Here is a 23,855-nt window from a genome sequence, read left to right on the forward strand (position 1 = left end):
AAAATTTATTACAGGTAAATTCTAAATTCAGATCGCTTCTTATATGATTAGCGCCCAGCGCTACCCTCACAGCTAAACACATTCATCTCCGGCAAGAACTGGCCGGAAATCTGGACGTGCGCCCCAAGGAATACAAGGGAACCCAATGAATAAGACCATCCTAGCTTCGCTGTTTTCGCTTTCTTTTGGCATTGTCAGCACTACCGCCTTGGCTGAAAAGGCCTTGCAGGCAACCGACACGCAAAAAGCTGTAGTTATTGTCTTCAACCCACCCAAAGGAATGGAAAAAGAGTTTCTTGATTCCTTCGCAAAGGATCAGGCAATCAATTTCGCAGCGCACTCCGACCCTGAGCAGAAAAAAACAGAATCCATAAATCTGATTCCAACAAAGCTGGGCGAACCGCTCATTCATATCACCATCTTAAAAGATAAAACCATGTTGGAAGACACCTACAAGTCGTTCGGCCCGAAAGAGAACCGAGGCGCTTACGTAGGCAAGCACTCGGAAAAATATGGTGACTTGAAGATTCCAAAAGTCTACCTACAAAACTCCCAATCGTATTTCGCCGATGTTGTGAAATAACGCAATATGCCTTAAGAACAATCAGCCCCGCAAGCTCACTTCTACATAAGCGATCCTGCGGGCGCTGAATCGTTATTCCAGTTTGTCATTGCATTTTGGTTATTACCGAAGTCCAGACACGAACATCTCGTCAATCCCTAGCCCGAGCGATACTGGCAGAGGAACAGCCTCCCGAAAAAAGCCTGCTCCCCCGATCGGAAATCAGCTTGAACTCTAAGGATGGAACCTATGATCGAAGAACGAAGAACGTTACTAAGATGGCTGGCAACAGGCGTAGGGTTTGCAGCGCTGGACGCACTGGCCGGGCCCGTTTTAAAAGTGGCCATGCCTGAAAAAATAAACATTGTGGTCATCGGTGGCGGTTTCGCAGGTGCAACGTTCGCACGTACGCTCCAGCGACTCCAACCCACTGCAAATATTACCCTTATCGAAGAGAACCGAGAGTATCACTGCGGCCCCTTGAGCGCGGAATACCTAGTCGACAAACGAGAAGAGCAAACATTGACCTTTGACTACCGTCAATTGGTCTCCGAGGGAATAAATGTCGTCTACGATCGCGCAACAAAAATAAACCCCGAAAAGAAATGCGTGGAAACACGCAAGACTGTCTATAACTACGACAAATGTATAGTCGCCGCAGGGATTAGTTTTGACTTTGAGCACATCAAAGGGCATAGCTACGACCTGGCAGAAATATTCCCTCATGCATGGCAAGGCAGTAAACAACTAAACATTCTAAAAAAACAACTGCACGACCTGCCGGATGGCGGAACAGTACTGATGTCCGCACCCAATACTGAGTACAGGTGCCCACCTGGGCCGTACGAGCGCGTCAGTCAAATCGCAGAATATTTAAAAACACACAAGCCAAACTCGAAAATAATATTCCTCGACTCCAAAGAAAGATTCCCCAAACAGGCACAGTTTGAACTGGCGTGGTCCCGCCTCTATGGTTATGGCACGGAAAATAGCAACATCCAGTGGATTGGCGCCAAACAAGGTGGGACGGTTACCGAACTCAGGGCCTCAAGTCGAGAACTCGTTTGCGAAGCGGGCGTATTCAAAGGGGATATCATTAATATCATCCCACGGCAAAAAGCAGATCTTTTCGCCGCAGCCAATGGCTTGACCGGCGACAACGGTTGGTGCCCGGTAAACACTCAGACTCTTGAGTCATTGAAAATACCCGATGTGCATGTAATTGGTGATGCAGCAGACGCCCTGCATTTACCCAAATCAGCATTTGCAGCAACCTGTCAGGCAAGAGTTTGTGCACTGGCGATCTATGCGATTATCAACCAGCTGCCATTGATGATACCCGAGTACATGAACGTATGCTTCAGCCTCTGCGGCACGAGCTACGCAATTTCAGTAACCGTCAATTATCAATGGAATCCGACATCAAACAAGGTTGATATCGTATCGTCGAATATCACAGCACTCGACTCCCCGGAAAATCAGTATATCAGCGAGGTCCAATCTGCCTATTCCTTGTTCGCCAACATGGCAAAGGGTGCTTTTGGCTGACGGCTCAATACATACTTAGAAATGTTTCATATCAATAAAATGTGAATATTTATTCGAAGCGCCCGAGAGTACGGATATCAAAAATGAGTAAGCGGATTGAAACCTGTGATTTCATTAAGTCATTGTCGGACAACGATATACCTTGCACGCTCGCCCTGACAGGCTCCACGGCGAGAGGGGAGTCTCGAACCAACTCCGCAGCGTACGACTATGAGTCAGACACCGACATCCTGTGCATTGTCAGCCCCCCGGACATCGAGGCAGTACTTTTCCACAAAAACAGGCAGTCGGCAGCCGCCCCTCTAATTCTGATGAGCTCTGAAGCGCTGGCTTATCCCTCCAACGCTGTACTCTCCGTTAACTTTGACTCTTTGATAAAAGACGAGCTGAACCTTTCAAAACCGGACTTCACCAACGCGGACACAGCGCAATTTTTTTCATATCAGGCACAACCTCTTGCTTACTACTCAGCGCAACTGCCCCTAGCAACGCTCGAAGTACAAAGAAGACTTTACAGCAAGATCGCGATTTGCAGTTTGAAACTGCTCTACCTCGCAAACGAGCCTGACAGAAGAAGTTTCATTTACGAACAGGAGTTAATCCAACTCAACTCCCCCGCTATCGAAAATCAACTTATCCAAGACATTGTGAACAGAGAAATACCAGACGTGCAGCTGCGTCGAACTGCAGAGCACTTGCAAAACCAGATAGCCAAATGCCCAATAATCATGGAAATGTCCGGCCAACTTGAATCAACAAGACTTCACTTCCTTGAAAAATTCAAATACTCGCGAGAAATAATCGAATCGGTTTTTTTGGAAAATAATAGATTAAAGAAAGCCGACACACTGTTTCAAAGGGAGCATTAAATGTCCGGAGTTATCGCCACCTTGGGCCCCATTGGAACTGACTCCCATCGCCAAGCCGAACGCTTAAGTACAAAGGTCTCTTTACATGAAACGTTTCATGAAGCGATCTGCCATGCGAAACTGCATAAGACAAAGTTATTGGTACCTGCGGGGTTCCGAGAAAACCGCGCAGGCAAACAATTTTCCTGGGTAGATTTTCATTTCGAAAACCTAAACGACATCGAGCTTGAGAAAGCCTGGTTCGAAAAAACCATGCCCATGGTTCTATTGCACAACTCTTTTAACTCTATCGCTATCCATCCTTCAACATCGAGTCTGGTACCAGAACTAGAACGCTATGAGCACGTCAAGTACACCCGCTCCAAGGTAGAAGCTTATCAACTTTTCACTCGCGGCGAGGCTTCGGCCGCTTTAACCAGCAGCTCTATAATAGATGATACTTCTGACAAACAATTTATCAAGGCAGAGTTCAGACCGACGATGGTGTGGTGCCTGTACAAAATAATAAATAGCTCACTTGAAACACAAGCTACGTTCATAACACGAGAAACGTAGACAGAAAACACAAGGAATTCAGTGATGAACATACTCAAAAGCTCAATGATTTTATTGCTATGCTTCAGCATTTCCCTCACAGAACGATTCACCCAGGCATCGATCCCGTTGATTGTGGATCATTTGGGCCTCAGCAGTTTTGAAATGTCCCTTTTCCTCAGTGCACTGGCTGCTTCCACGGTATTTACTGGATTAATTATTGCTCCTTACATCGACGCTTATGACCGAAAACGCTACCTAGGATTGATTGGGGCTCTCGGACTCTTCGGGACACTTTCCTACTTTATGTTCGGCCTGACCAAAGCGCTCGGCTGGGGTTGCATCTTGATGTTCTGTATTGGCTCCGTGCTTCGCATGATCAATTTCCGCCGATTAGCGGTCATCAACAGTGAAGTGGATAAATCGGAACTATCACGCGTGCACACGCGCATGCAACTGTCCATTACCGTCGCCATGGCGGCAGCCCCCTTGTGCTTGGCGCTCATGGTTGCAGAGGACTATCTAGATTTCACCGTGGCAATATTGTGGACCTGCCTTTTGCTCAGCTTTCTCACCTCATCCCTCAACGTCCCTGCAAAAACTTCCGGCGTCGTCGCCTTAAAACAACCCGCACCAAAAGAGCTGAATCCGGCCAACCAATTCATATTCATCGGCATGCTTCTGTCAGGATTATTCCTAAGCGTTTTGCTTGCTTATTGCCAGAGTGTATCCGCCAGGCCTACCGAGCTGTATACGTCAGTAATATTCTCACAAGTGATTGGACTGATTGTCGCCAACCTCTTGTTTGAACGCTTCTTTGGTGAACACTTCAAACTCTATGTAGTGCTGATCGCGATCATTACAGCGTCTGAGCTTGCGTTTATATTTACATCATCGAGTCTACTGATAAGTGCCTTGTCATTTCTAATCGGCTTTTCCTTCCAGGTCATGTTCCTAAGATCTCACAACCAATTTCAAAGCAAAATCCCCAAAGGAATGACGGCCAAGTTAAATGGTGTCAGAGGCATGTATGCATTTACCGGTATAACAACCGGATACATTCTTAGCCCAATCCTACAAAAAGCAGGTGGTGTGGACTTGGCAATTTTGGCCTGTAGTGCGACAGCACTACTTTTCCTGCTGTTTCTTGCTCACTTGACACCCTCAAATGCCAAGCACTGGGTGACAGAATGAACACTGCCATGCGCGACTGAAAACAGCACGAGGCATGTAAGCCAACATTTAGACTTGAAGGAATAATTATGATCGCGCCATGGACCTTTCAATGCGAAAACCTGCACATTCAGTTCGACGCAAAAGTCACCCCATCGTCCCGTACTGCCGACTTGCTTAAGTTATTAGACTTAAATATGATAGCGGACCAGAAAATGCTTCTGACGATTTCGAAGATGCGATCAACGTGCTTTAGTGACAACGATTTCATCACAAGCCACGAAGTCATCCTGAAAGTCGCAACCACTTACAATGCTGTAGAGTACTATTTCCCACTGCTGGCCATAGTCGACGCTCCACACTCGATTATACGAGGCGCATTGCTTGGTTATACGAAGCACATTGGTGCGGTTGAAATAACAGACACCTCTAAAACATTCCACTGGGAAGGTGGTGACAACTCAATCAGCCACGACGTCCTGCAGTCGACGAATGAAGAGATTACTCTACATCCTCATTTGACTTATAGAAACTTTCGCACCCGTGACTTTCAAGCCAAAGGATTTTCAACGCTCGACATTACGGATTACAGCGCGTCACCGATATTGAAATGCAATCCAATCACGATAGATTTACCATTTTTGAAATGCTGCGGAATTACCCCGTTGAGATCCTACAAACTGGGCTTTGCCTCCGACTCCTTTACGGTACACGGCGCCCAATATGTATAGCGTACTGTTCATAGGAAAGGGAACCATCACCTCCTCCTTGGCCAAGTTCCTCGCAACCAAACAATGGAACGTAGCCTTCCACCAGAGATCAGCGGGAGCCTTGGTAACGCTTGATCTCTCTCAGTATGATTTCGTCGTCTCTTGCCTGCCTGACGCGGTAATTGCAGATAAAGTCTGGCGCGGCCTATTGGATTTAGCGTTGGCCAGTAACGCACGCAATACTCAGTTCATCGAGCTATCTACTCTGACATGCAAAATAATTGTGGACATCAACGATTCATTTTGTCGAGCGAACCTGGCTTTTTTTGAGGCGCCGTTTACAGGCAGCAGGTCTGGAGCAATCACCGGCAGCTTAATTTATTTTGCATCATCCGATTATGCGCCACCGGAGTGTAATGCCTTCTTGCAGGCCACTTCGTCAAAGATATATACATTCGATAAATTGTCGGCTGCCACTCAATTCAAGCTATTTTACAATCTATGGGGCCTTTCCTGTCTAGGCCTGATGGGTCAGATGCTTCCGCTCATGAATTCTTTACAACAAAGAGACCTCGCGTTTGAGATCATCACTTCAAACAATGATTTCTGGATGGGCGCAATCGCCAGACAAAAGTTAAGCCAGTCATTGTCCGAAAACTACGAAGACATCCACTGTAAGCTCAAATACGCAATAAAAGACATACGCTACGCTTTGGCAGAATTCAGCGAAAACAGACTCGACATGTCTCAGCACTTGCTTTCCTTATTGGAAAGCGAAAACGCCCGACCTTACGATGAATTCGATTTCACTTCCATGCATGCTCTTTTCAAATGACCAGTTTACGCGCAGCCAATCGTTTAGCAAGTAATACCTTGGCACTTGCCCGATATCCAGATACCCAACCGCACTGGGTGGCCGACATGGCATTTGCCACTCCAGAACCGATATTATCGGCGATAAGCAAAAGGGTTATGGAAGGGCACTTTTCATACCCTCACGCTCCTGAAAGCCTTTATGGGTCCATTCAGAGTTGGTGTAAAACCCGTTACGCTTGGGACGTCGATCGCGACTGGATTGTGATCGTCCCCAATACTATTTCCGGGGTTCGAAATGCAGTAAAATGTTTGTACGACTATGGCTCGATTTTCACTCAGCGCCCCAACTATCACAAACTGCTCGACATCGGCAAAAGTTTCGATGTAGAAGCAATAGAGATCGATACACAACTATCTCAAAAACCTTTTACCGTGAGCGACCTTCAAAAGATCTCATTGGAAAATCCTTGCGCTGTAGTTTTATGCAACCCTGCAAATCCAGCCGGCACTGTTTCCTCGCGTGCAGACCTGGAAACCTTGGCGGATTGCATTAAAGACTTGCGCACGACAATCGTTTCAGACGAAGCTCATGCCGATCTTATTCTGAGTGGTCAAAAGCATGTCCCTGCTGGCTCAGTGAGGGGCTTGCAGGATAGATCAATCACCCTCTTGTCTCCGAGCAAAACTTTCAATCTGGCAGGCATTTCGGTAGCCTATGCGGTCATTCCCTCTCGTAAAATTCGTGACCAGTTCATTTCCAGCCAAGCGCTCTACTGCACAGGAATAAATGCATTGGGTCTAGTTGCGCTCGAACAGGCTTACCATCACTGCTCGGCGTGGCTGGAGTCGCTTTTAACGCAACTTCGTAAAAACCAGCGAATGATGTATGACTGCTTACTCCAGACCTCTCTCAAATACGTCCCTGCAGAGGCGACCTATCTTGCCTGGATCGATACCAGCGCAGCAGGCAATAACGTCTACGATAAGCTACTGCACAAGGGAATCGCAGTATCAGACGGAAAAGAATTTGGTGCGCCCGGCTGGATCAGATTTAACTTTGCCCACCCGGAAAGCCAACTAAGTTACGCAACTGACACTTTTCTCGATTTATTTGGAAATAAAACATGAAAGCACTTATTACTGGCGGTGCAGGCTATATTGGCAACACGATTGCCTTTGCGCTGGCTGATGCTGGACATCACCCTGTCATTCTGGATGAGCAACCCTCGGACGCCAATGGCACGAACATGCCATTCGATTATTATCAAGGTGACATTGCCGACAAAAGCCTTCTTACCACCCTCATTAATGACCATCCTGATGTATCTCTGGTCATTCATTGCGCTGCCAAAATAGACGTTGCGGAATCGACTCTGAATCCCGAGCTTTACTATAATAATAACTTCTCGAAATCCATGATTATGATTAACCATCTGTTGGAACTCGGGGTAAACAAACTAATTTTCAGCGGTACGGCCTCTCTCTACAACTCCGAGACGGCTCTGCGCTTCGATGAAAACCTGCCACCCAACCCTACAAGCCCCTACGCACGATCCAAATATTTTCTGGAGCTTGCATTGAAGGACCTTGCGAAAGTCAGTGATTTACAGTTCGTCATCTTCAGGTATTTCAATCCAATTGGCAGCGATCATCAACTCAGAACTGGATTTCGTGGAAGCAACAAAAGCAGCCTCTTGAACTCATTGATTGAGTGCGAGGCGCTTGGTAAGCCGTTTAAAATCAATGGCGTCGATTGGGATACCCGGGACGGCTCAACCATTAGGGATTTCATTGACGTACACGACCTCGCCAACGCTCACGTTTTGGCCGCAGAAGCAGTTGATGAAAAACGTTTATCCGTACCAGTTAATAAGTTCGGTTTGCCCGTCATCAACTTGGGATCGGAGCAAGGTGTTACGGTAAAAGAGTTTGTCGACGCGTTCAAAGACACCACCGCATCGAATCTGATTGTCGAGATTGCCAGTCGACGATCAGGCGACATCATTGGAGGCTATGCGTCCAGCAGCCTTGCGAGGGAACTACTGGGTTGGGCTGCTGCCACCCCTTTGGAAACGTCCATTCTTAATTCCTTACGCTGGGCGTCGAGTCTGTCCTTGTCTTAAACAGTGCGAGTCAAGTTTCGGGATCTCTGGTTCAAGCTGGAGCACACCGCGCCCCGGGGTTTTTCGTATCAGGTGATCAGCATGAAGTTTTTATGTAGCAGCGCCGAACTGGCCGAGGCCGGCAGTCGCGGTTTTGATATCGACGGCAAAAGGCTGTTTGCCGTGCGCCGCAACGGTCAGGCGTATGTTTATCTGAACCGTTGCCCGCACCGCGGCGTGGGCCTGGAATGGCACCCCGACCAGTTTCTCGACCCGAGTAACAGCCTGATCCAGTGTGCCACCCACGGCGCACTGTTTCTGATCGAGGACGGTGAATGCGTTTCCGGGCCCTGCGCCGGGCAAGCGTTGACGGCTGTTGCTTGCCGCGAAGACGCACAGGGCCTGTGGATCGATGTTTAGCCGTTGAGCAACACGTCCAGTCGGCGGTCGATCACCATCTCTTCATGGTTGAGCCGAACGCCATAAGCCAGGACTTCAACGCCACAGGCCACCGCCTCGCGCAGCGCCTCTGCATAGGCCGAATCGATTTCCACCGCAGGACGCACCGCTTCAATCCCGGTGAGGTTCACGCAATACAACTGCACCGCACGAATCCCGTCCCGCGCCAGATGCGCCAACTCACGCAAATGCTTGGCGCCGCGCTGGGTAACTGCATCGGGAAATGCCGCCACATTGGTGCCATCGAAGCCCAGAGTGACGCTTTTCACTTCGACATAAGCCGGGCCGCTCGGGTATTCGAGGCGAAAGTCGATGCGGCTTTTTTCCTGCCCGTAAGCCACTTCACGCTTCAACGCAGTAAAGCCGTTCAACTCACTGATGACGCCTGCCTGCAAGGCCTCTTCCACCAGCCCGTTGGCGCGCCCGGTGTTCACACAAAACAACCGCCCTTGCGGGGTTTCGCCGATTTCCCAGGTGCCGGGCAATTTACGCTTCGGGTCGTTGGAGCGGCTGAACCAGACTTGGCCGCCCTCGACCTGACAATTGAGCATCGAGCCGGTGTTCGGGCAGTGAATGGTCAGCAACTCGCCGGTAACAGTCTCGATATCGGCGAGAAAACGCTTGTAACGACGGATCAGTCGCGCCTCTTCCAGAGGTGGATAAAAACGCATCAGCCTTGCCAGCTCTTCAAGCCACGCGCAATCCGCTCCACCGCTTCCTGTAAGCGCGAAAGGTTTTGCGTGTAGGCAAAACGCACATGGTGACTGGCCTGATAACGACCAAAATCCAGCCCCGGGGTAAATGCAACGTGCTCGGTTTCAAGGAAATGACGACAGAACGCGAAGGCATCGCCGCCGAACTTGCTGATATCGGCATACAAGTAGAATGCGCCTTCAGGCTCCACAGCGATGTTGAATCCCAACTCGCGCAGGGCCGGCAGAAGGAAGTCCCGACGACGTCCGAATTCGGCGCGGCGTTCTTCGAGAATTGCAATGGTGTCCGGCTCAAAACAGGCCAGCGCCGCATACTGGGCCATGCTTGGCGCGCTGATGTAGAGGTTCTGTGCCAGCTTCTCCAGCTCACTCACCGCAGCGTCCGGCGCTACCAGCCAGCCCAGACGCCAACCGGTCATGCCGAAGTATTTGGAGAAACTGTTGAGGACGAAGGCGCTGTCGTCGACTTCCAGAACACTCGCCGCGTCGGTGCCATAGGTCAGGCCGTGATAAATCTCGTCCACGACCAGATGCCCATGTCGCGCCTTGATGGCTGTGGATAACCCGGCCAGTTCGTCGCGGGTCAGGATCGTCCCGGTCGGGTTGGCCGGCGAGGCCACCAGTGCGCCGACGCTATCGTGATCCCAGTGCCGCTCGACCAGATCCGGCGTCAGCTGATAACGCACGTCCGGCCCGACAGGAACAAGTTGCGCCGCGCCTTCGACCAGGCGCAGAAAGTGTCGGTTACACGGATAACCGGGATCGGCCAGCAACCAGTGCTTGCCGGGATCGACCAGCAATGCGCTGGCCAGCAACAAGGCGCCGGAGCCACCCGGGGTGATCAGAATCCGCCGCGGGTCGATGTTCAGTCCATAGCGAGATTGGTAAAAACCGGAAATCGCCTCACGCAATTCAGGAATGCCGCGCGCCGCGGTGTAACGGGTCTTGCCCGCGGTCAGCGCCGCTTGCCCGGCACGGATGATCGGCTCGGCCGTGGTGAAGTCCGGCTCGCCGATCTCCAGATGGATCACGTCGTGCCCGGCGGCCTGCAACTCGTTGGCCCGCGCCAGCAGCGCCATCACATGGAACGGTTCGATCGCACGACTGCGCGCACTGTAGGGCTGAGCCATTGGCCTTCCTTCGACGGGGGAAAAGAAACGATTCTACCCATCTGCCGGAACGAGCGAGAACCCGTAGCGGTCACAGCCTCAAGAACTCTGGAATGTAATGACACGCGCGTACCCTCCAGGATTGACTAAAATCAGTGATTGAACAGGTCTCCCACACCGCCAGACACGGCTTGCCAAACATTTGCAAGCGCCACCCGCCGGGGCCTCGACATCCGGGAGTAGCGCAGGCCGAATTGATCTGGTAAGTTCGCCCGCTTGCAGCCGCAGGGCCGGCAGGTGTCGGTGATGGAGCAATCCTGCGCAATGGATTACAAGAGTAGAGGCGGTCCATTTCATGCCCACCCAAGCAAAGCAACAGGCTAATCCGACCGTCAGCGGTTTCGAACCTTATGTTCAGGCCAAAGACGAAGAGTACATGGGCGCTCCGATGCGCGCCCACTTCACCAAGATCCTGAACAAGTGGAAGCAGGACTTGATGCAGGAAGTCGACCGTACTGTCGACCACATGAAAGACGAAGCGGCCAACTTCCCTGACCCGGCCGACCGTGCCAGCCAGGAAGAAGAATTCGCCCTGGAGCTGCGCGCCCGCGATCGCGAGCGCAAGCTGATCAAGAAGATCGACAAGACGCTTGATCTGATCCAGAACGAAGATTACGGCTGGTGCGAATCCTGCGGCATCGAGATCGGCGTCAAGCGCCTCGAAGCACGCCCTACAGCCGACATGTGCGTCGACTGCAAGAACCTCGCTGAAATCAAGGAAAAGCAGGTCGGCAAGTAATCTCGGCCTGAACCAAAAACGGAGCGTGCGAACGCTCCGTTTTTGTTTCTGCCTTTTGCCTGCCTTCTCTGCCGTTGTGGGAGGGGGCTTGCTCCCGAATGCGGTGTGTCATAAACAGAGATGTTGACTCATCAACCGCATTCGGGAGCAAGCCCCCTCCCACAAAGGTAATGTGCGCGAAACCTGAAAAGTTATATGGCTCCCATGACTGCCAAGACATCCCCCGCCTACATCGGCCGCTTCGCCCCAACCCCCAGTGGCCATCTGCACTTCGGCTCACTGGTCGCCGCCCTCGCCTCTTATCTCGATGCGCGCTCGGTGGATGGCCGCTGGCTGGTGCGCATGGAAGATCTCGATCCGCCCCGGGAAGAGCCCGGCGCGCAGGGGGCGATCCTCAAGGCGCTGGAAAGCTACGGTTTCGAATGGGACGGCGCGATGGTGCGCCAGAGCGATCGGCATGAGGCTTATGCCGAAGTGCTCAACAGCCTGTTCAATCATGGCCTGGCCTACGCTTGCACTTGCTCGCGCAAACAACTGGAGCCCTATCACGGGATTTATCCGGGCCTGTGCCGCAACGCCGGCCACGACCAGCAAGATGCGGCGATCCGCCTGCGCGTGCCGGAACTGGAATACCACTTCATCGACCGGGTGCAGGGCAAATACCGTCAGCATCTGGGCCGCGACGTCGGCGATTTCGTCATTCGCCGTCGCGATGGACTCTACGCTTATCAATTGGCCGTGGTCCTCGACGATGCCTGGCAAGGCATCACCGACATCGTGCGCGGCGCCGACCTGCTCGACTCGACGCCGCGCCAGCTCTATCTGCAAGAACTGCTGGGCCTGCGCCAGCCGCGCTACCTGCACCTGCCCTTGATCACCCAGCCGGATGGCAACAAGCTCGGCAAGTCTTACCGCTCGCCACCACTTGAAGCTGATCAAGCCACGCCGTTGCTGCTGCGGGCTCTGCGCGCACTGGGGCAAGCCCCCGGCGCCGAACTCGAACACGCCTCACCCAAAGAGCTGCTCAACTGGGGCAACGCCCACTGGGATGCCGCGAAAATCCCGCGCACACTGACCCTGCCCGAAGCACAACTGCTGTGACGACACTTGCAGTCACGCCGCCATCCGTTACCATCGCCGCACGTTTTCGGGCACGCGCATAAAAAAGAGAGGCCGGGATGTACATCTATCGCTTGGTCCTGCTTTTGGTCGTGGGGATCTATCTGTTTTCTCCCGCCATCATGGATTGGTGGATCGACGCTACGGGCGCCTGGTATCGCCCCTATCTGCTCTGGCTGATCCTGATTGTCGTGACCTTCATCCTGCAGAGCCAAAAAGATGCCGATGAGCTTTAGCCTGACCCAGATGATCCTGGTCAGCGCCGCCTACCTGGCGGTGCTGTTCGGCGTAGCCTGGATCAGCGAACGGGGCATGATCCCGCGGGCGATCATTCGCCATCCGCTGACCTACACCCTGTCGCTGGGGGTCTATGCCAGTGCCTGGGCGTTCTATGGCACGGTCGGCCTGGCCTATCAGTACGGCTACGGCTTTCTGTCCAGTTATCTCGGCGTATCCGGCGCGTTTCTGCTGGCGCCGGTATTGCTCTATCCGATCCTGAAAATCACCCGCACCTATCAACTGTCGTCGCTGGCGGATCTGTTCGCCTTCCGCTTTCGCAGTACCTGGGCCGGGGCGCTGACCACGATCTTCATGCTGATCGGCGTATTGCCGTTGCTGGCGTTGCAGATTCAGGCAGTGGCCGACTCCATCGGGATTCTGACCGGTGAGCCGATTCAGAGTCGCGTGGCACTGGCGTTCTGTGCGCTGATCATTCTCTTCACGATTTTCTTTGGCTCGCGCCACATCGCCACCCGCGAGAAGCACGAAGGGCTGGTGTTTGCGATTGCCTTTGAGTCGGTGATCAAACTGATCGCCCTCGGCGGCGTGGGCCTGTACGCGCTCTATGGCGTGTTCGACGGCCCGCAACAGCTTGAGTTGTGGTTGTTGCAAAACCAGACCGCCCTTGCCGCATTGCACACGCCATTGCAGGAAGGCCCGTGGCGCACGCTGCTGCTGGTGTTTTTCGCTTCGGCGATCGTGATGCCGCACATGTATCACATGACCTTTACCGAAAACCTCAACCCGCGTTCATTGGTCAGTGCCAGTTGGGGTCTGCCGCTGTTCCTGCTGTTGATGAGTCTGGCGGTGCCGCTGATCCTGTGGGCCGGCCTCAAGCTCGGCGCCACCACTGACCCGGAATATTTCACCCTCGGCATCGGCATTGCCGCCAACAGCAAGCCTTTGGCATTGCTCGCCTACGTTGGCGGCCTGTCAGCGGCCAGCGGGTTGATCATCGTCACCACCCTGGCGTTGTCGGGCATGGCCCTGAACCATCTGGTGCTGCCGCTTTATCAGCCGCCGGCCGAAGGCAATATCTACCGTTGGCTGAAGTGGACGCGTCGGGCGCTGATTGTCGCGATCATCATGGCCGGCTTCTGCTTCTATCTGCTGCTCGGCGCCGGGCAGGATCTGGCCAACCTCGGCATCGTGGCCTTTGTAGCGACTCTGCAATTCCTGCCGGGCGTGCTGTCGGTACTGTACTGGCCGACCGCCAACCGTCGCGGTTTCATCGCCGGTCTGCTGGCGGGGATTCTGGTGTGGGTAGTGACCATGCTGTTGCCGCTGGTCGGCAATCTGCAGGGCTTCTACATCCCGCTGCTGAACATGATTTATGTTCTCGACGACACCAGCTGGCACATGGCGGCCATCGCCTCGCTCGCCGCCAACGTCCTGATGTTCACTCTGATCTCGCTGTTCACCAACGCCAGCCCCGAAGAGGCGAGCGCCGCCGAAGCCTGCGCGGTGGATAACGTGCGCCGCCCGCAACGAAGGGAACTGCACGCCGCCTCGCCTCAGGAATTCGCCACGCAACTGGCCAAACCGCTGGGTGCCAAGGCTGCGCAGAAAGAAGTCGAACAGGCGCTGCGCGACCTTTATCTGCCGTTTGACGAGCGCCGCCCGTATGCCTTGCGCCGCCTGCGCGACCGCATCGAAGCCAACCTCTCCGGCCTGATGGGCCCGAGCGTCGCGCAGGACATGGTCGAAACCTTCCTGCCGTACAAGGCTGGCGGCGAAAACTATGTCACCGAAGACATTCACTTCATCGAAAGCCGCCTTGAGGATTACCACTCACGCCTCACAGGTCTTGCCGCCGAACTCGACGCCCTGCGCCGCTACCACCGTCAGACGTTGCAGGAACTGCCGATGGGCGTCTGCTCGCTGGCCAAGGATCAAGAGATCCTCATGTGGAACAAGGCCATGGAAGAGCTGACCGGCATCGCCGCCCAGCGCGTGGTCGGTTCGCGCCTGAGCACGATCGGCGATCCGTGGAAAGAATTGCTCCAGGGCTTTATCAATCTGCCCGACGAACATTTGCACAAACAGCATTTGGCCCTCGATGGCCAGACCCGTTGGCTGAACCTGCACAAAGCGGCGATCGACGAACCGCTTGCACCGGGTAACAGTGGTCTGGTGTTACTGGTTGAAGATCTCACCGAAACCCAGATGCTCGAAGACAAACTGGTGCACTCCGAGCGCCTGGCCAGCATCGGCCGCCTCGCAGCGGGTGTGGCTCACGAAATCGGCAATCCGATCACCGGCATCGCCTGTCTGGCGCAGAACCTGCGCGAAGAGCGCGAAGACGACGGCGAACTGACCGAGATCAGCGGACAGATTCTCGAACAGACCAAACGCGTGTCGCGCATTGTTCAGTCGCTGATGAGTTTTGCCCATGCCGGCAGCCATCAGCACAGCGACGAGCCCGTTTGTCTGGCGGAAGTGGCTCAGGACGCCATCGGCCTGCTGGCCTTGAACCGACGCAATTTCGAAGTGCAGTTCTACAACCTGTGCGACCCGGATCACTGGGTCGAAGGTGACCCGCAGCGACTCGCTCAGGTCCTGATCAATCTGCTCTCCAACGCCCGTGATGCGTCGCCTGCGCACAGTGCGGTGCGGGTCAAGAGTGAAGCCGGCGAACACACGGTCGATCTGATCGTCGAGGACGAAGGCAGCGGTATTCCGAAGAACATCATGGATAGATTGTTCGAACCCTTCTTCACCACCAAGGATCCTGGCGAAGGCACCGGTCTGGGCCTTGCACTGGTCTATTCCATCGTTGAAGAGCATTATGGACAAATCACCATCGACAGCCCGGCTGATGTACAAAGCCAACGTGGCACCCGTATTCGGGTGACCTTACCGCGTCATGTCGAAGCGACGTCCGCTGTGAACTGAGACCGTCGAGAGTATCGAATCAATGCCGCACATTTTGATCGTCGAAGACGAAACCATTATCCGCTCCGCCTTGCGCCGCCTGCTGGAACGCAACCAGTACCAGGTCAGCGAAGCCGGTTCAGTGCAGGAAGCACAAGAACGCTTCACCATTCCTACGTTCGATCTGATCGTCAGCGATCTGCGCTTGCCGGGCGCTCCGGGCACCGAGCTGATCAAGCTCGGCCAAGGCACGCCGGTGCTGATCATGACCAGTTACGCCAGCCTGCGTTCGGCGGTCGACTCGATGAAGATGGGCGCGGTGGATTACATCGCCAAGCCTTTCGACCACGATGAAATGCTTCAGGCTGTCGCGCGGATCCTGCGTGACCGCCAGTCGGCGCCAGCCGCTGGCGAAGCGGTTGCCAGCAAGCCGACCAATGGCAGCGGCAAATCCGCCGTCGACAACAGCAACGGCGAGATCGGCATCATCGGCTCGTGCCCGCCCATGCAGGATCTGTACAGCAAGATCCGCAAAGTCGCGCCAACCGATTCCAATGTCTTGATCCAGGGCGAATCCGGCACCGGTAAAGAACTGGTGGCGCGCGCGCTGCACAACCTGTCGAAACGCGCCAAGGCGCCGATGATTTCGGTGAACTGCGCAGCCATCCCGGAAAGCCTCATCGAATCCGAACTGTTCGGCCACGAGAAAGGCGCGTTTACCGGTGCCAGCGCCGGTCGCGCCGGTCTGGTGGAAGCGGCGGACGGCGGCACATTGTTCCTCGACGAAATCGGCGAATTGCCACTGGAAGCTCAGGCTCGTTTGCTGCGCGTGTTGCAGGAAGGCGAGATTCGCCGGGTCGGCTCGGTGCAGTCGCAGAAGGTCGATGTGCGTTTGATCGCTGCGACCCACCGCGATCTCAAGAGCCTGGCGAAAATCGGCCAGTTCCGTGAAGACCTTTATTACCGTCTGCACGTGATCGCGTTGAAACTGCCGGCCCTGCGCGAGCGTGGCGCCGACGTCAACGAAATCGCCACTGCCTTCCTCGCTCGTCAAAGTGCGCGCATCAACCGTACCGACCTGAAATTTGCTGCCGATGCCGAACAGGCCATCCGTCACTATTCCTGGCCGGGTAACGTGCGTGAACTGGAGAACGCCGTCGAGCGCGCGGTGATTCTCAGCGAGAGCCCGGAAATCTCCGCCGATCTGCTGGGCATCGATATCGAGCTGAGCGATCTGGAAGACGACGAGTTCATCGGCCTCCCACCACAAACGGCAGGTAACACCAGCAACAACAGCCACGAGCCGACCGAAGATCTGTCGCTGGAAGACTACTTCCAGCACTTCGTCCTCGAGCACCAGGACCACATGACCGAGACCGAACTGGCACGCAAACTGGGTGTGAGCCGGAAATGCCTGTGGGAACGCCGTCAGCGTCTGGGCATCCCTCGACGCAAGACCGGGGTCGCCAGCGAGAGCTGAACGTTACCTGTCGAGTGCGCGGGTAACGCATGAAGATGTGAAAAAACTGTTACCTCAGTCCATTCACGTAACAGAAGCCGGGGTTATCGGTAACGAAACCCCGGCTTTTTTTCGCCACTCGAAAACGGTTATATCGACCTAACCCCTTGTTTTATTGGGCTTCGCAAAAGTTGGCACGCACCCTGCTATATGTTTGGTACAAGAACAATAACAAGCAATGTACAAGACAATAAAAATAAGACGAATCGACTCACGCACAATAAAAACAAGACGGCGAGAGGCGCAGCTAACTGATTCTTTTGGAGAGGCGTTGTATTTGGGGCTTGCCCCACGACCAGGCCGAGAACAACAAAAACTGTCCTAAGACAGAGCCTGTACTGGTTGGATCGAGAGATCACTGCAATTCAGCGACCAAAGCAATCCGTTTGCTCTTGGCTCCCGATTGGGAGGGTCATGAAGGAAAAGCTTCATGGCGAGGGCACTCAACAAAAACAAGAAGCCCGAATCAATAATAAAAAGAGCACGCAACTACTTCTTGGGGAGCTTCGGCTCCCCTTGTAGTTTCTCCCGTCCGGAAAATCCTGCTGTTTTGCCCTCCTCGACCCTTGCAGCTTGCGGCTTACAGCTCAAATCTGCCGTGTCCTACACCATCCCCCGACTAAATGCTAGAATCTGCGCCCATCATGCGGTCATTCTTTGGTATGGCCGAACATTCCTTCAAACAGTGCATCCCATGCTGAAGAAGTTGTTCCAGTCATTCCGAACTCCCGTGCGTCGTACGCAACACATCCGCAGCACCCCTGAAGTGCTCAACAGCGGTCAACATTCGCTGCAGAAAACGCAATTCAGCCGCTATGCGGTGAATATCGTCGAACGCTTGCAGGGCGCCGGTTACCAGGCCTATCTGGTCGGCGGTTGCGTGCGCGACATGCTGCTGGGCATCACGCCCAAGGATTTCGACGTCGCCACCAGCGCTACCCCTGAGCAAGTCCGTGCCGAATTCCGCAATGCGCGAATCATTGGCCGTCGCTTTAAACTGGTGCATATCCATTTCGGTCGCGAAATCATTGAAGTCGCGACCTTCCGCGCCAATCACCCGCTAAACGAAGACGACGAGGACAGCAATCAGTCTTCGCGTAACGAAAGCGGGCGGATTCTGCGCGACAACGTCTATGGCACCCTGGAAGAAGACGCGCAACGCCGCGACTTCACCATCAACGCCCTGTATTACGACCCGGTCAGTGAGCGCATTCTCGACTACGCCAACGGCGTACACGACATCCGCAATCACCTGATCCGCCTGATCGGCGATCCGAAGCAGCGTTACCAGGAAGACCCGGTGCGCATGCTGCGGGCCGTGCGTTTCGCCGCCAAGCTCAATTTCGGCATCGAGAAACACACCGTGCAACCGATCCGCGAACTGGCGCCGATGCTGCGCGAGATTCCGTCGGCACGCCTGTTCGAAGAGGTGCTCAAGCTGTTCCTCTCCGGCCACGGCGCGATCACCTTCGAAATGCTGGTCGATCTGCAACTGTTCGAACCGTTGTTCCCGGCCAGTGCCGACGCACTGGAATACAACCCCGAATACACCCACACGCTGATCAGCGAAGCGCTGACCAACACCGACTTGCGCATCAAGCAGAACAAACCGGTGACGCCGGCGTTCCTGTTTGCCGCCATGCTCTGGCCTGCCCTGCCGGCCCGTGTGCTGCGTCTGCAAGAACGTGGCATGCCGCCGATTCCGGCCATGCAGGAAGCGGCTCACGAGCTGATCGCCGAGCAGTGCCAGCGCATTGCGATTCCCAAGCGCTTCACCATGCCGATTCGCGAAATCTGGGACATGCAGGAACGCCTGCCACGTCGCAGCGGCAAACGTGCTGATCTGCTGCTGGACAATCCACGCTTCCGCGCCGGTTATGACTTCCTGCTGCTGCGTGAAAGTGCTGGCGAGCAGACCGATGGCCTGGGCGAATGGTGGACCGATTATCAGGACGCCAACGACAGCGAACGTCGAGACATGATTCGTGACCTCAGCGGCAAAGGTGATGACGCCAGCGGTGCTCCGCGCAAACGTCGCCGCAGCAGCGGCTCCAAGCGTAAGCGCACCGCCGGTGCTCCGAGCGCATCGGGCGAGTAAGGCATGGAACGTATCTACATCGGCATGGGCAGCAACCTCGCTGACCCGGCCGAACAATTGCGTAGCGCCATCGAGGCGCTGGGGCAATTGCCGCAGACTACCCTGGCCGGCGTTTCCACCTTCTATCAAAGCGACTCATTGCTGCCGGGCCAACCGCGATATACCAACGCGGTCGCGGCGCTCGACAGCTCGCTCGCCCCACTGGAACTGCTCGATGCATTGCAAGCCATCGAGAATGACCAAGGTCGCGAACGCCTCGAACGCTGGGGCCCGCGTACGCTGGATCTGGATATTCTGCTGTTCGGTGATCGTTTGATCGACGAGCCACGCCTGAAAGTCCCGCATTACCAAATTCAGGAACGCGCGTTCGTGCTCTATCCCCTCGCCGAACTGGCCCCGCACGATTTGCGCCTGGCCGACGGCCGCACCCTGCCCGACCTGCTGGCAGCCTGCCCATTCGTCGGTTTGGAACGCCTCCCGACAGATTGATTGCAATCCCTGTGGGAGCGAGCCTGCTCGCGAAAGCGGTGTGTCATTCAGCACTGTCTTGACCGATCCACCACTTTCGCGAGCAGGCTCGCTCCCACATTGGTTTATTGCATACGCTGGATTTTGTCGGACAAAAACCCCTCGAATCAGCCCCGCCGCGCCGCTGAATCGCATCAGTAACGCCGGTAACACTCGCCTCGTAACAACGCGGTAACACACGCAATTGACTTCCTGTTGGCTCATCACGACTATAGGCGTCCCGCTGCCGCCAACCCGGCACATACGGGCGCAATCCAGGCCTTATAAGCACGACAAAAGAGCGTGCGCCTGAGTAGATGAAGAATCACGCGCGTTACTCGCAGTAGTTTCCAGAGCGCCTGAAAGAGGATTTTTTACATGCCAGCCATCACCCTGACCACGCTCCAGAGCCTCAAGCAGAAAGGTGAAAAGATCACCATGCTGACCTGCTATGACGCGACCTTCGCCCACGCCTGCAACCAGGCCGGTGTCGAAGTGCTGCTGGTAGGCGACTCCCTCGGCATGGTCCTGCAAGGTCACGACAGCACATTGCCGGTGACCACTGCGGAAATGGCCTACCACACCGCTTGCGTCAAACGCGGCAACACCGATGCCCTGATCCTGGCTGACCTGCCGTTCATGGCCAACGCCACCCTCGAACAAACCATGACCAACAGCGCCATGCTGATGCAGGCCGGTGCGCACATGATCAAGGTTGAAGGTCAGTTGTGGCTGGCCGAGTCGATCCGTCTGTTGGCCGAACGCGGTGTTCCGGTCTGCGCGCACATGGGCTTGACCCCGCAAGCGGTGAACATTCTCGGCGGCTACAAAGTGCAGGGCCGCAACGAGAACCAGGCGCGGCAAATGCGTGCCGATGCGATCTCGCTGGAGCAGGCAGGCGCGTCGATGCTGCTGCTTGAATGCGTGCCGAGTGAACTGGCTGCCGAAATCAGCCAGGCCGTGAAGATTCCAGTGATCGGGATCGGCGCCGGTAACGCCACTGACGGTCAGGTACTGGTTTTGCACGACATGCTCGGCCTGTCGATCACCGGCCGCGTACCCAAGTTCGTGAAGAACTTCATGCACGGTCAGGACAGCATCCAGTCCGCGCTGAAGGCTTACGTCAGCGAAGTCAAAAGCGTTACTTTCCCTGGGATCGAACACGGATTCTCTGTATGAACACCGTAAAAACCGTACGCGAACTGCGTGCCGCCGTAGCCCGCGCCCGTAGCGAAGGCAAGCGCATCGGCTTCGTGCCGACCATGGGCAATCTGCACAGCGGCCACGTGGCGCTGGTCACCAAGGCCACTCAACGGGTGGACTTCGTGGTGGCGAGCATTTTCGTCAATCCGCTGCAATTCGGCGCCGGCGAAGACCTCGACAAATATCCACGCACCCTCGCGGCGGATCAGGAAAAACTGCTGGAAGCCGGCTGTGATCTGCTGTTCGCCCCGACGGTCGAAGAAATGTACCCCGACGGCATGGCCGGGCAGACCCGAGTCAGCGTGCCGCAACTCTCCGAAGGCCTGTGCGGTGCCAGCCGTCCGGGGCACTTTGAAGGTGTGGCGACGGTGGTCAGCAAATTGTTCAACATGGTCCAGCCGGATCTGGCGATTTTCGGCCAGAAGGACTACCAGCAACTGGCGGTGATCCGCGCGCTGGTGCATGACCTGAACATGCCGATCCAGATTATCGGCGAGCCGACAGTGCGCGCCGCCGATGGCCTGGCGCTGTCCTCGCGCAACGGGTTCCTCAACGAGGAACAACGTGCGGTGGCACCGGTGGTCTACCGCACGCTGAGCACGATTGCCGAGTCGATCAAGCAAGGTCAGCGGGATTTCCCGGCGCTGATCAGTGCGCAGTTGCAACAGCTGGAAGCCGCCGGCCTGCGTCCCGATTACCTGGAAATTCGCCATGCCCTGACCTTGCGTCCGGCGACGGCCGAAGATCGCGACCTGGTGATTCTGGTGGCGGCGTTCCTCGGCACCACGCGGTTGATCGATAACCTGCACCTGAATCTCGATACACCCGCTTAAAAACACTGCAATACCCCTGTGGGAGCGGGCTTGCTCGCGAATGCAATCTGTCAGATGACCAAGATGTCGACTGATATGACGCCTTCGCGAGCAAGCTCGCTCCCACAGTCGTTTGTGCTCAATTGAGGCTCGCTACCCTCCGTTTGTCGGCTCGTTCCCGGTATCAATGTTAAAAAAGTACAGGGATCGGGTCAGACAAAGTCAAGACAGAACGCAGCGCGAGGTTTACTGTATTCGCCCTGTGTCCAGAAACCGTGTCGACGCAGTTGGCCCATGCCCAACCATGGCGTGCTGGCCTGTTCCGTGTTCAAAAGGCCGTTCAAGTAAAAAGGAAAACCGCAGCGATGGCGTACTACCGCACTCCTCATGACGTTACCGCTCTGCCTGCCTGGCAAGCGTTGAAAGACCACCGCCAAGCCATGCAGGATTTCAGCATGCGCGAAGCCTTCAACGCCGATCCGCAGCGCTTCAATCAGTTCACCCTCAGCAGCTGCGGACTGTTTCTCGACTATTCGAAGAATTTGATCAACGCCGAGACCCGCAACTTGCTGGTGGGTCTGGCCAATGAAGTCGACCTGAAAGGCGCGATCAAAGCGCTGTTCGACGGCGAAATCGTCAACTCGTCCGAAGGCCGCCCGGCGCTGCACACCGCCCTGCGCCGCCCGGTCGGCGACAAGTTGTCGGTCAACGGCGTCAACGTGATGCCGGAAGTCCACAAGGTACTGAACCAGATCACCGATCTGGTCGGTCGCATCCACGACGGTCTGTGGCGCGGTTACACCGAGAAGCCGATCACTGACGTGGTCAACATCGGCATCGGTGGCTCGTTCCTCGGCCCTGAACTGGTGTCCGAAGCGTTGCTGTCCTACGCGCAGAAAGGCGTGCGTTGCCACTATCTGGCGAACATCGACGGCAGCGAGTTCCACGAGCTGACGCAGAAACTGCGCGCCGAAACCACGCTGTTCATCGTTTCGTCGAAATCGTTCAACACCCTCGAAACCCTGAAGAACGCTCAAGCCGCGCGTGCCTGGTACTTGGCGCAAGGTGGTTCGGAAGCCGAGCTTTATCGTCACTTCATCGCCGTATCGAGCAACAATGCCGCCGCCGTGGCGTTCGGTATCCGCGAAGAAAACATCTTCCCGATGTGGGACTGGGTCGGCGGTCGTTATTCGCTGTGGTCGGCCATCGGTTTGCCGATCGCCCTGGCCATCGGCATGTCCAACTTCAAGGAACTGCTGTCCGGTGCCTACACCATGGACCAGCATTTCCAGACCGCGCCGTTCGAACAGAACATGCCGGTGCTGCTGGCGCTGCTCGGTGTCTGGTACGGCAACTTCTGGGGCGCGCAAAGCCACGCGATCCTGCCGTACGACCACTACCTGCGTAACATCACCAAGCACTTGCAGCAATTGGACATGGAATCCAACGGCAAGAGCGTGCGTCAGGACGGCACCGCGGTATCGACCGACACGGGTCCGGTTATCTGGGGCGGCGTCGGCTGCAACGGTCAGCACGCTTACCACCAATTGCTGCATCAAGGCACCCAACTGATCCCGGCCGACTTCATCGTGCCGATCGTCAGCTTCAACCCGGTGTCCGACCACCACCAGTGGCTGTACGCCAACTGCCTGTCGCAGAGCCAGGCGCTGATGCTCGGCAAGACCCTGCCGGAAGCCGAGGCAGAACTGCGCGACAAGGGTGTGAGCGAGGAAGAAATCCACAAAATCGCACCGCACAAGGTGATCCCGGGCAACCGTCCGAGCAACACCCTGGTGGTCGAGCGCATCAGCCCGCGTCGTCTCGGCGCGCTGGTTGCCATGTATGAGCACAAAGTGTTCGTGCAAAGCGTGGTCTGGGGCATCAACGCCTTCGACCAGTGGGGCGTGGAACTGGGCAAGGAACTGGGCAAAGGCGTTTACAACCGCCTGGTCGGCAGCGATGAAACCACGGCTGACGATCCTTCCACCCAAGGCCTGATCAACTACTTCCGTGGTCGTCACCGCGGTTGATTTGAACGCACCGCTGTAAC

General features: G+C 55.3%; 22 protein-coding genes. 20 read left to right on the forward strand and 2 right to left on the reverse strand.

Going from position 1 to position 23,855, the window contains the following annotated elements:
- Positions 1 to 145 precede the first annotated feature (145 nt).
- The 10 genes from CKW18_RS13610 (at position 146) to CKW18_RS13655 (ending at position 8,734) form a co-directional block, all read left to right on the forward strand.
- A complete protein-coding gene (locus CKW18_RS13610; protein WP_095189272.1) occupies positions 146 to 583 on the forward strand; it encodes a hypothetical protein in 438 nt (145 codons plus the stop codon).
- Positions 584 to 811: 228 nt separating this feature from the next.
- The gene (locus CKW18_RS13615) at positions 812 to 2,110 is read left to right on the forward strand and encodes an FAD-dependent oxidoreductase (RefSeq protein ID WP_170947249.1); all 1,299 of its coding nucleotides are present in this window, start codon (positions 812 to 814) and stop codon (positions 2,108 to 2,110) included.
- Between the two features lie 83 nt (positions 2,111 to 2,193).
- Positions 2,194 to 2,979, forward strand: coding sequence for a hypothetical protein (locus tag CKW18_RS13620; protein ID WP_095189274.1), 786 nt, complete (start codon positions 2,194 to 2,196; stop codon positions 2,977 to 2,979).
- Entirely contained in the window at positions 2,980 to 3,534 is a 555-nt protein-coding gene (locus CKW18_RS13625; protein WP_095189275.1) for a hypothetical protein, read from the forward strand. It begins immediately after the preceding gene.
- 24 nt (positions 3,535 to 3,558) lie between these two features.
- Positions 3,559 to 4,707 (forward strand): MFS transporter, encoded by a 1,149-nt coding sequence (locus tag CKW18_RS13630; RefSeq protein WP_095189276.1) that lies wholly within the window; start codon positions 3,559 to 3,561, stop codon positions 4,705 to 4,707.
- Positions 4,708 to 4,775: 68 nt separating this feature from the next.
- On the forward strand, positions 4,776 to 5,417 hold the full coding sequence (locus tag CKW18_RS13635) for a hypothetical protein (protein ID WP_095189277.1): 642 nt from the start codon (positions 4,776 to 4,778) through the stop codon (positions 5,415 to 5,417).
- On the forward strand, positions 5,410 to 6,231 hold the full coding sequence (locus CKW18_RS13640) for an NAD(P)-binding domain-containing protein (protein WP_095189278.1): 822 nt from the start codon (positions 5,410 to 5,412) through the stop codon (positions 6,229 to 6,231). The genes CKW18_RS13635 and CKW18_RS13640 overlap by 8 nt, the downstream gene beginning before the upstream one ends.
- A complete protein-coding gene (locus CKW18_RS13645) occupies positions 6,228 to 7,340 on the forward strand; it encodes a MalY/PatB family protein (RefSeq protein ID WP_095189279.1) in 1,113 nt (370 codons plus the stop codon). The genes CKW18_RS13640 and CKW18_RS13645 overlap by 4 nt, the downstream gene beginning before the upstream one ends.
- Positions 7,337 to 8,335, forward strand: a complete 999-nt coding sequence (locus tag CKW18_RS13650; RefSeq protein WP_095189280.1) for an NAD-dependent epimerase/dehydratase family protein — start codon at positions 7,337 to 7,339, stop codon at positions 8,333 to 8,335. Before CKW18_RS13645 ends, CKW18_RS13650 begins: the two co-directional genes overlap by 4 nt.
- 81 nt (positions 8,336 to 8,416) lie before the next feature.
- On the forward strand, positions 8,417 to 8,734 hold the full coding sequence (locus CKW18_RS13655) for a Rieske (2Fe-2S) protein (RefSeq protein WP_095189281.1): 318 nt from the start codon (positions 8,417 to 8,419) through the stop codon (positions 8,732 to 8,734).
- Here the strand turns inward: CKW18_RS13655 and sfsA are convergent.
- Positions 8,731 to 9,444 carry a DNA/RNA nuclease SfsA gene (gene sfsA / locus CKW18_RS13660; RefSeq protein WP_095189282.1) on the reverse strand — a complete coding sequence of 238 codons (714 nt, stop codon included), beginning with the start codon at positions 9,442 to 9,444 and terminating at the stop codon, positions 8,731 to 8,733. The genes CKW18_RS13655 and sfsA overlap by 4 nt on opposite strands.
- Positions 9,444 to 10,616, reverse strand: coding sequence for a pyridoxal phosphate-dependent aminotransferase (locus CKW18_RS13665; protein WP_095189283.1), 1,173 nt, complete (start codon positions 10,614 to 10,616; stop codon positions 9,444 to 9,446). The genes sfsA and CKW18_RS13665 overlap by 1 nt, the downstream gene beginning before the upstream one ends.
- A gap of 334 nt (positions 10,617 to 10,950) precedes the next feature.
- Here CKW18_RS13665 and dksA point away from each other — a divergent pair, with 334 nt between their 5' ends.
- The 10 genes from dksA (at position 10,951) to pgi (ending at position 23,835) form a co-directional block, all read left to right on the forward strand.
- Positions 10,951 to 11,394, forward strand: a complete 444-nt coding sequence (gene dksA, locus CKW18_RS13670) for an RNA polymerase-binding protein DksA (protein WP_042561095.1) — start codon at positions 10,951 to 10,953, stop codon at positions 11,392 to 11,394.
- Between the two features lie 204 nt (positions 11,395 to 11,598).
- Positions 11,599 to 12,495 (forward strand): tRNA glutamyl-Q(34) synthetase GluQRS, encoded by an 897-nt coding sequence (gluQRS, locus tag CKW18_RS13675; protein ID WP_095189284.1) that lies wholly within the window; start codon positions 11,599 to 11,601, stop codon positions 12,493 to 12,495.
- A 77-nt stretch (positions 12,496 to 12,572) separates the two neighbouring features.
- Positions 12,573 to 12,749, forward strand: coding sequence for a hypothetical protein (locus CKW18_RS13680; protein WP_003176118.1), 177 nt, complete (start codon positions 12,573 to 12,575; stop codon positions 12,747 to 12,749).
- On the forward strand, positions 12,733 to 15,687 hold the full coding sequence (locus tag CKW18_RS13685; RefSeq protein ID WP_170947250.1) for a sensor histidine kinase: 2,955 nt from the start codon (positions 12,733 to 12,735) through the stop codon (positions 15,685 to 15,687). Before CKW18_RS13680 ends, CKW18_RS13685 begins: the two co-directional genes overlap by 17 nt.
- A gap of 22 nt (positions 15,688 to 15,709) precedes the next feature.
- Positions 15,710 to 17,146, forward strand: coding sequence for a sigma-54 dependent transcriptional regulator (locus CKW18_RS13690; protein ID WP_095189286.1), 1,437 nt, complete (start codon positions 15,710 to 15,712; stop codon positions 17,144 to 17,146).
- Between the two features lie 733 nt (positions 17,147 to 17,879).
- Complete coding sequence (locus CKW18_RS13695) at positions 17,880 to 19,283, forward strand: polynucleotide adenylyltransferase PcnB (protein ID WP_095189287.1); 1,404 nt, start codon at positions 17,880 to 17,882, stop codon at positions 19,281 to 19,283.
- Between the two features lie 3 nt (positions 19,284 to 19,286).
- Positions 19,287 to 19,772: a 2-amino-4-hydroxy-6-hydroxymethyldihydropteridine diphosphokinase gene (gene folK / locus CKW18_RS13700; RefSeq protein ID WP_095189288.1), complete on the forward strand. Its 486-nt coding sequence runs from the start codon at positions 19,287 to 19,289 to the stop codon at positions 19,770 to 19,772.
- A gap of 396 nt (positions 19,773 to 20,168) precedes the next feature.
- Positions 20,169 to 20,969, forward strand: a complete 801-nt coding sequence (gene panB, locus CKW18_RS13705; protein ID WP_095189289.1) for a 3-methyl-2-oxobutanoate hydroxymethyltransferase — start codon at positions 20,169 to 20,171, stop codon at positions 20,967 to 20,969.
- Positions 20,966 to 21,826, forward strand: coding sequence for a pantoate--beta-alanine ligase (panC, locus tag CKW18_RS13710; protein ID WP_095189290.1), 861 nt, complete (start codon positions 20,966 to 20,968; stop codon positions 21,824 to 21,826). Before panB ends, panC begins: the two co-directional genes overlap by 4 nt.
- Positions 21,827 to 22,170: 344 nt before the next feature.
- The gene (pgi, locus tag CKW18_RS13715; protein ID WP_095189291.1) at positions 22,171 to 23,835 is read left to right on the forward strand and encodes a glucose-6-phosphate isomerase; all 1,665 of its coding nucleotides are present in this window, start codon (positions 22,171 to 22,173) and stop codon (positions 23,833 to 23,835) included.
- The last annotated feature ends 20 nt before the right edge of the window (positions 23,836 to 23,855 follow it).

Origin of the sequence: Pseudomonas sp. Irchel 3E19 (assembly GCF_900187585.1) — a bacterium.
GTDB classification, from domain to species: Bacteria; Pseudomonadota; Gammaproteobacteria; order Pseudomonadales; family Pseudomonadaceae; genus Aquipseudomonas; species Aquipseudomonas baetica.

Excerpts from the sequence above, each read along its gene's own strand:
- CKW18_RS13615 (WP_170947249.1), top strand. The coding sequence starts at position 812 with ATGATCGAAGAACGAAGAACGTTACTAAGATGGCTGGCAACAGGCGTA.
- sfsA (WP_095189282.1), bottom strand. The coding sequence starts at position 9,444 with ATGCGTTTTTATCCACCTCTGGAAGAGGCGCGACTGATCCGTCGTTAC.
- CKW18_RS13695 (WP_095189287.1), top strand. The coding sequence starts at position 17,880 with ATGCTGAAGAAGTTGTTCCAGTCATTCCGAACTCCCGTGCGTCGTACG.
- CKW18_RS13650 (WP_095189280.1), top strand. The coding sequence starts at position 7,337 with ATGAAAGCACTTATTACTGGCGGTGCAGGCTATATTGGCAACACGATT.
- CKW18_RS13680 (WP_003176118.1), top strand. The coding sequence starts at position 12,573 with ATGTACATCTATCGCTTGGTCCTGCTTTTGGTCGTGGGGATCTATCTG.
- CKW18_RS13625 (WP_095189275.1), top strand. The coding sequence starts at position 2,980 with ATGTCCGGAGTTATCGCCACCTTGGGCCCCATTGGAACTGACTCCCAT.
- panC (WP_095189290.1), top strand. The coding sequence starts at position 20,966 with ATGAACACCGTAAAAACCGTACGCGAACTGCGTGCCGCCGTAGCCCGC.
- CKW18_RS13630 (WP_095189276.1), top strand. The coding sequence starts at position 3,559 with ATGAACATACTCAAAAGCTCAATGATTTTATTGCTATGCTTCAGCATT.
- gluQRS (WP_095189284.1), top strand. The coding sequence starts at position 11,599 with ATGACTGCCAAGACATCCCCCGCCTACATCGGCCGCTTCGCCCCAACC.
- CKW18_RS13610 (WP_095189272.1), top strand. The coding sequence starts at position 146 with ATGAATAAGACCATCCTAGCTTCGCTGTTTTCGCTTTCTTTTGGCATT.
- folK (WP_095189288.1), top strand. The coding sequence starts at position 19,287 with ATGGAACGTATCTACATCGGCATGGGCAGCAACCTCGCTGACCCGGCC.
- CKW18_RS13665 (WP_095189283.1), bottom strand. The coding sequence starts at position 10,616 with ATGGCTCAGCCCTACAGTGCGCGCAGTCGTGCGATCGAACCGTTCCAT.
- CKW18_RS13640 (WP_095189278.1), top strand. The coding sequence starts at position 5,410 with ATGTATAGCGTACTGTTCATAGGAAAGGGAACCATCACCTCCTCCTTG.
- panB (WP_095189289.1), top strand. The coding sequence starts at position 20,169 with ATGCCAGCCATCACCCTGACCACGCTCCAGAGCCTCAAGCAGAAAGGT.
- pgi (WP_095189291.1), top strand. The coding sequence starts at position 22,171 with ATGGCGTACTACCGCACTCCTCATGACGTTACCGCTCTGCCTGCCTGG.
- dksA (WP_042561095.1), top strand. The coding sequence starts at position 10,951 with ATGCCCACCCAAGCAAAGCAACAGGCTAATCCGACCGTCAGCGGTTTC.
- CKW18_RS13635 (WP_095189277.1), top strand. The coding sequence starts at position 4,776 with ATGATCGCGCCATGGACCTTTCAATGCGAAAACCTGCACATTCAGTTC.
- CKW18_RS13645 (WP_095189279.1), top strand. The coding sequence starts at position 6,228 with ATGACCAGTTTACGCGCAGCCAATCGTTTAGCAAGTAATACCTTGGCA.
- CKW18_RS13685 (WP_170947250.1), top strand. The coding sequence starts at position 12,733 with ATGCCGATGAGCTTTAGCCTGACCCAGATGATCCTGGTCAGCGCCGCC.
- CKW18_RS13655 (WP_095189281.1), top strand. The coding sequence starts at position 8,417 with ATGAAGTTTTTATGTAGCAGCGCCGAACTGGCCGAGGCCGGCAGTCGC.
- CKW18_RS13690 (WP_095189286.1), top strand. The coding sequence starts at position 15,710 with ATGCCGCACATTTTGATCGTCGAAGACGAAACCATTATCCGCTCCGCC.
- CKW18_RS13620 (WP_095189274.1), top strand. The coding sequence starts at position 2,194 with ATGAGTAAGCGGATTGAAACCTGTGATTTCATTAAGTCATTGTCGGAC.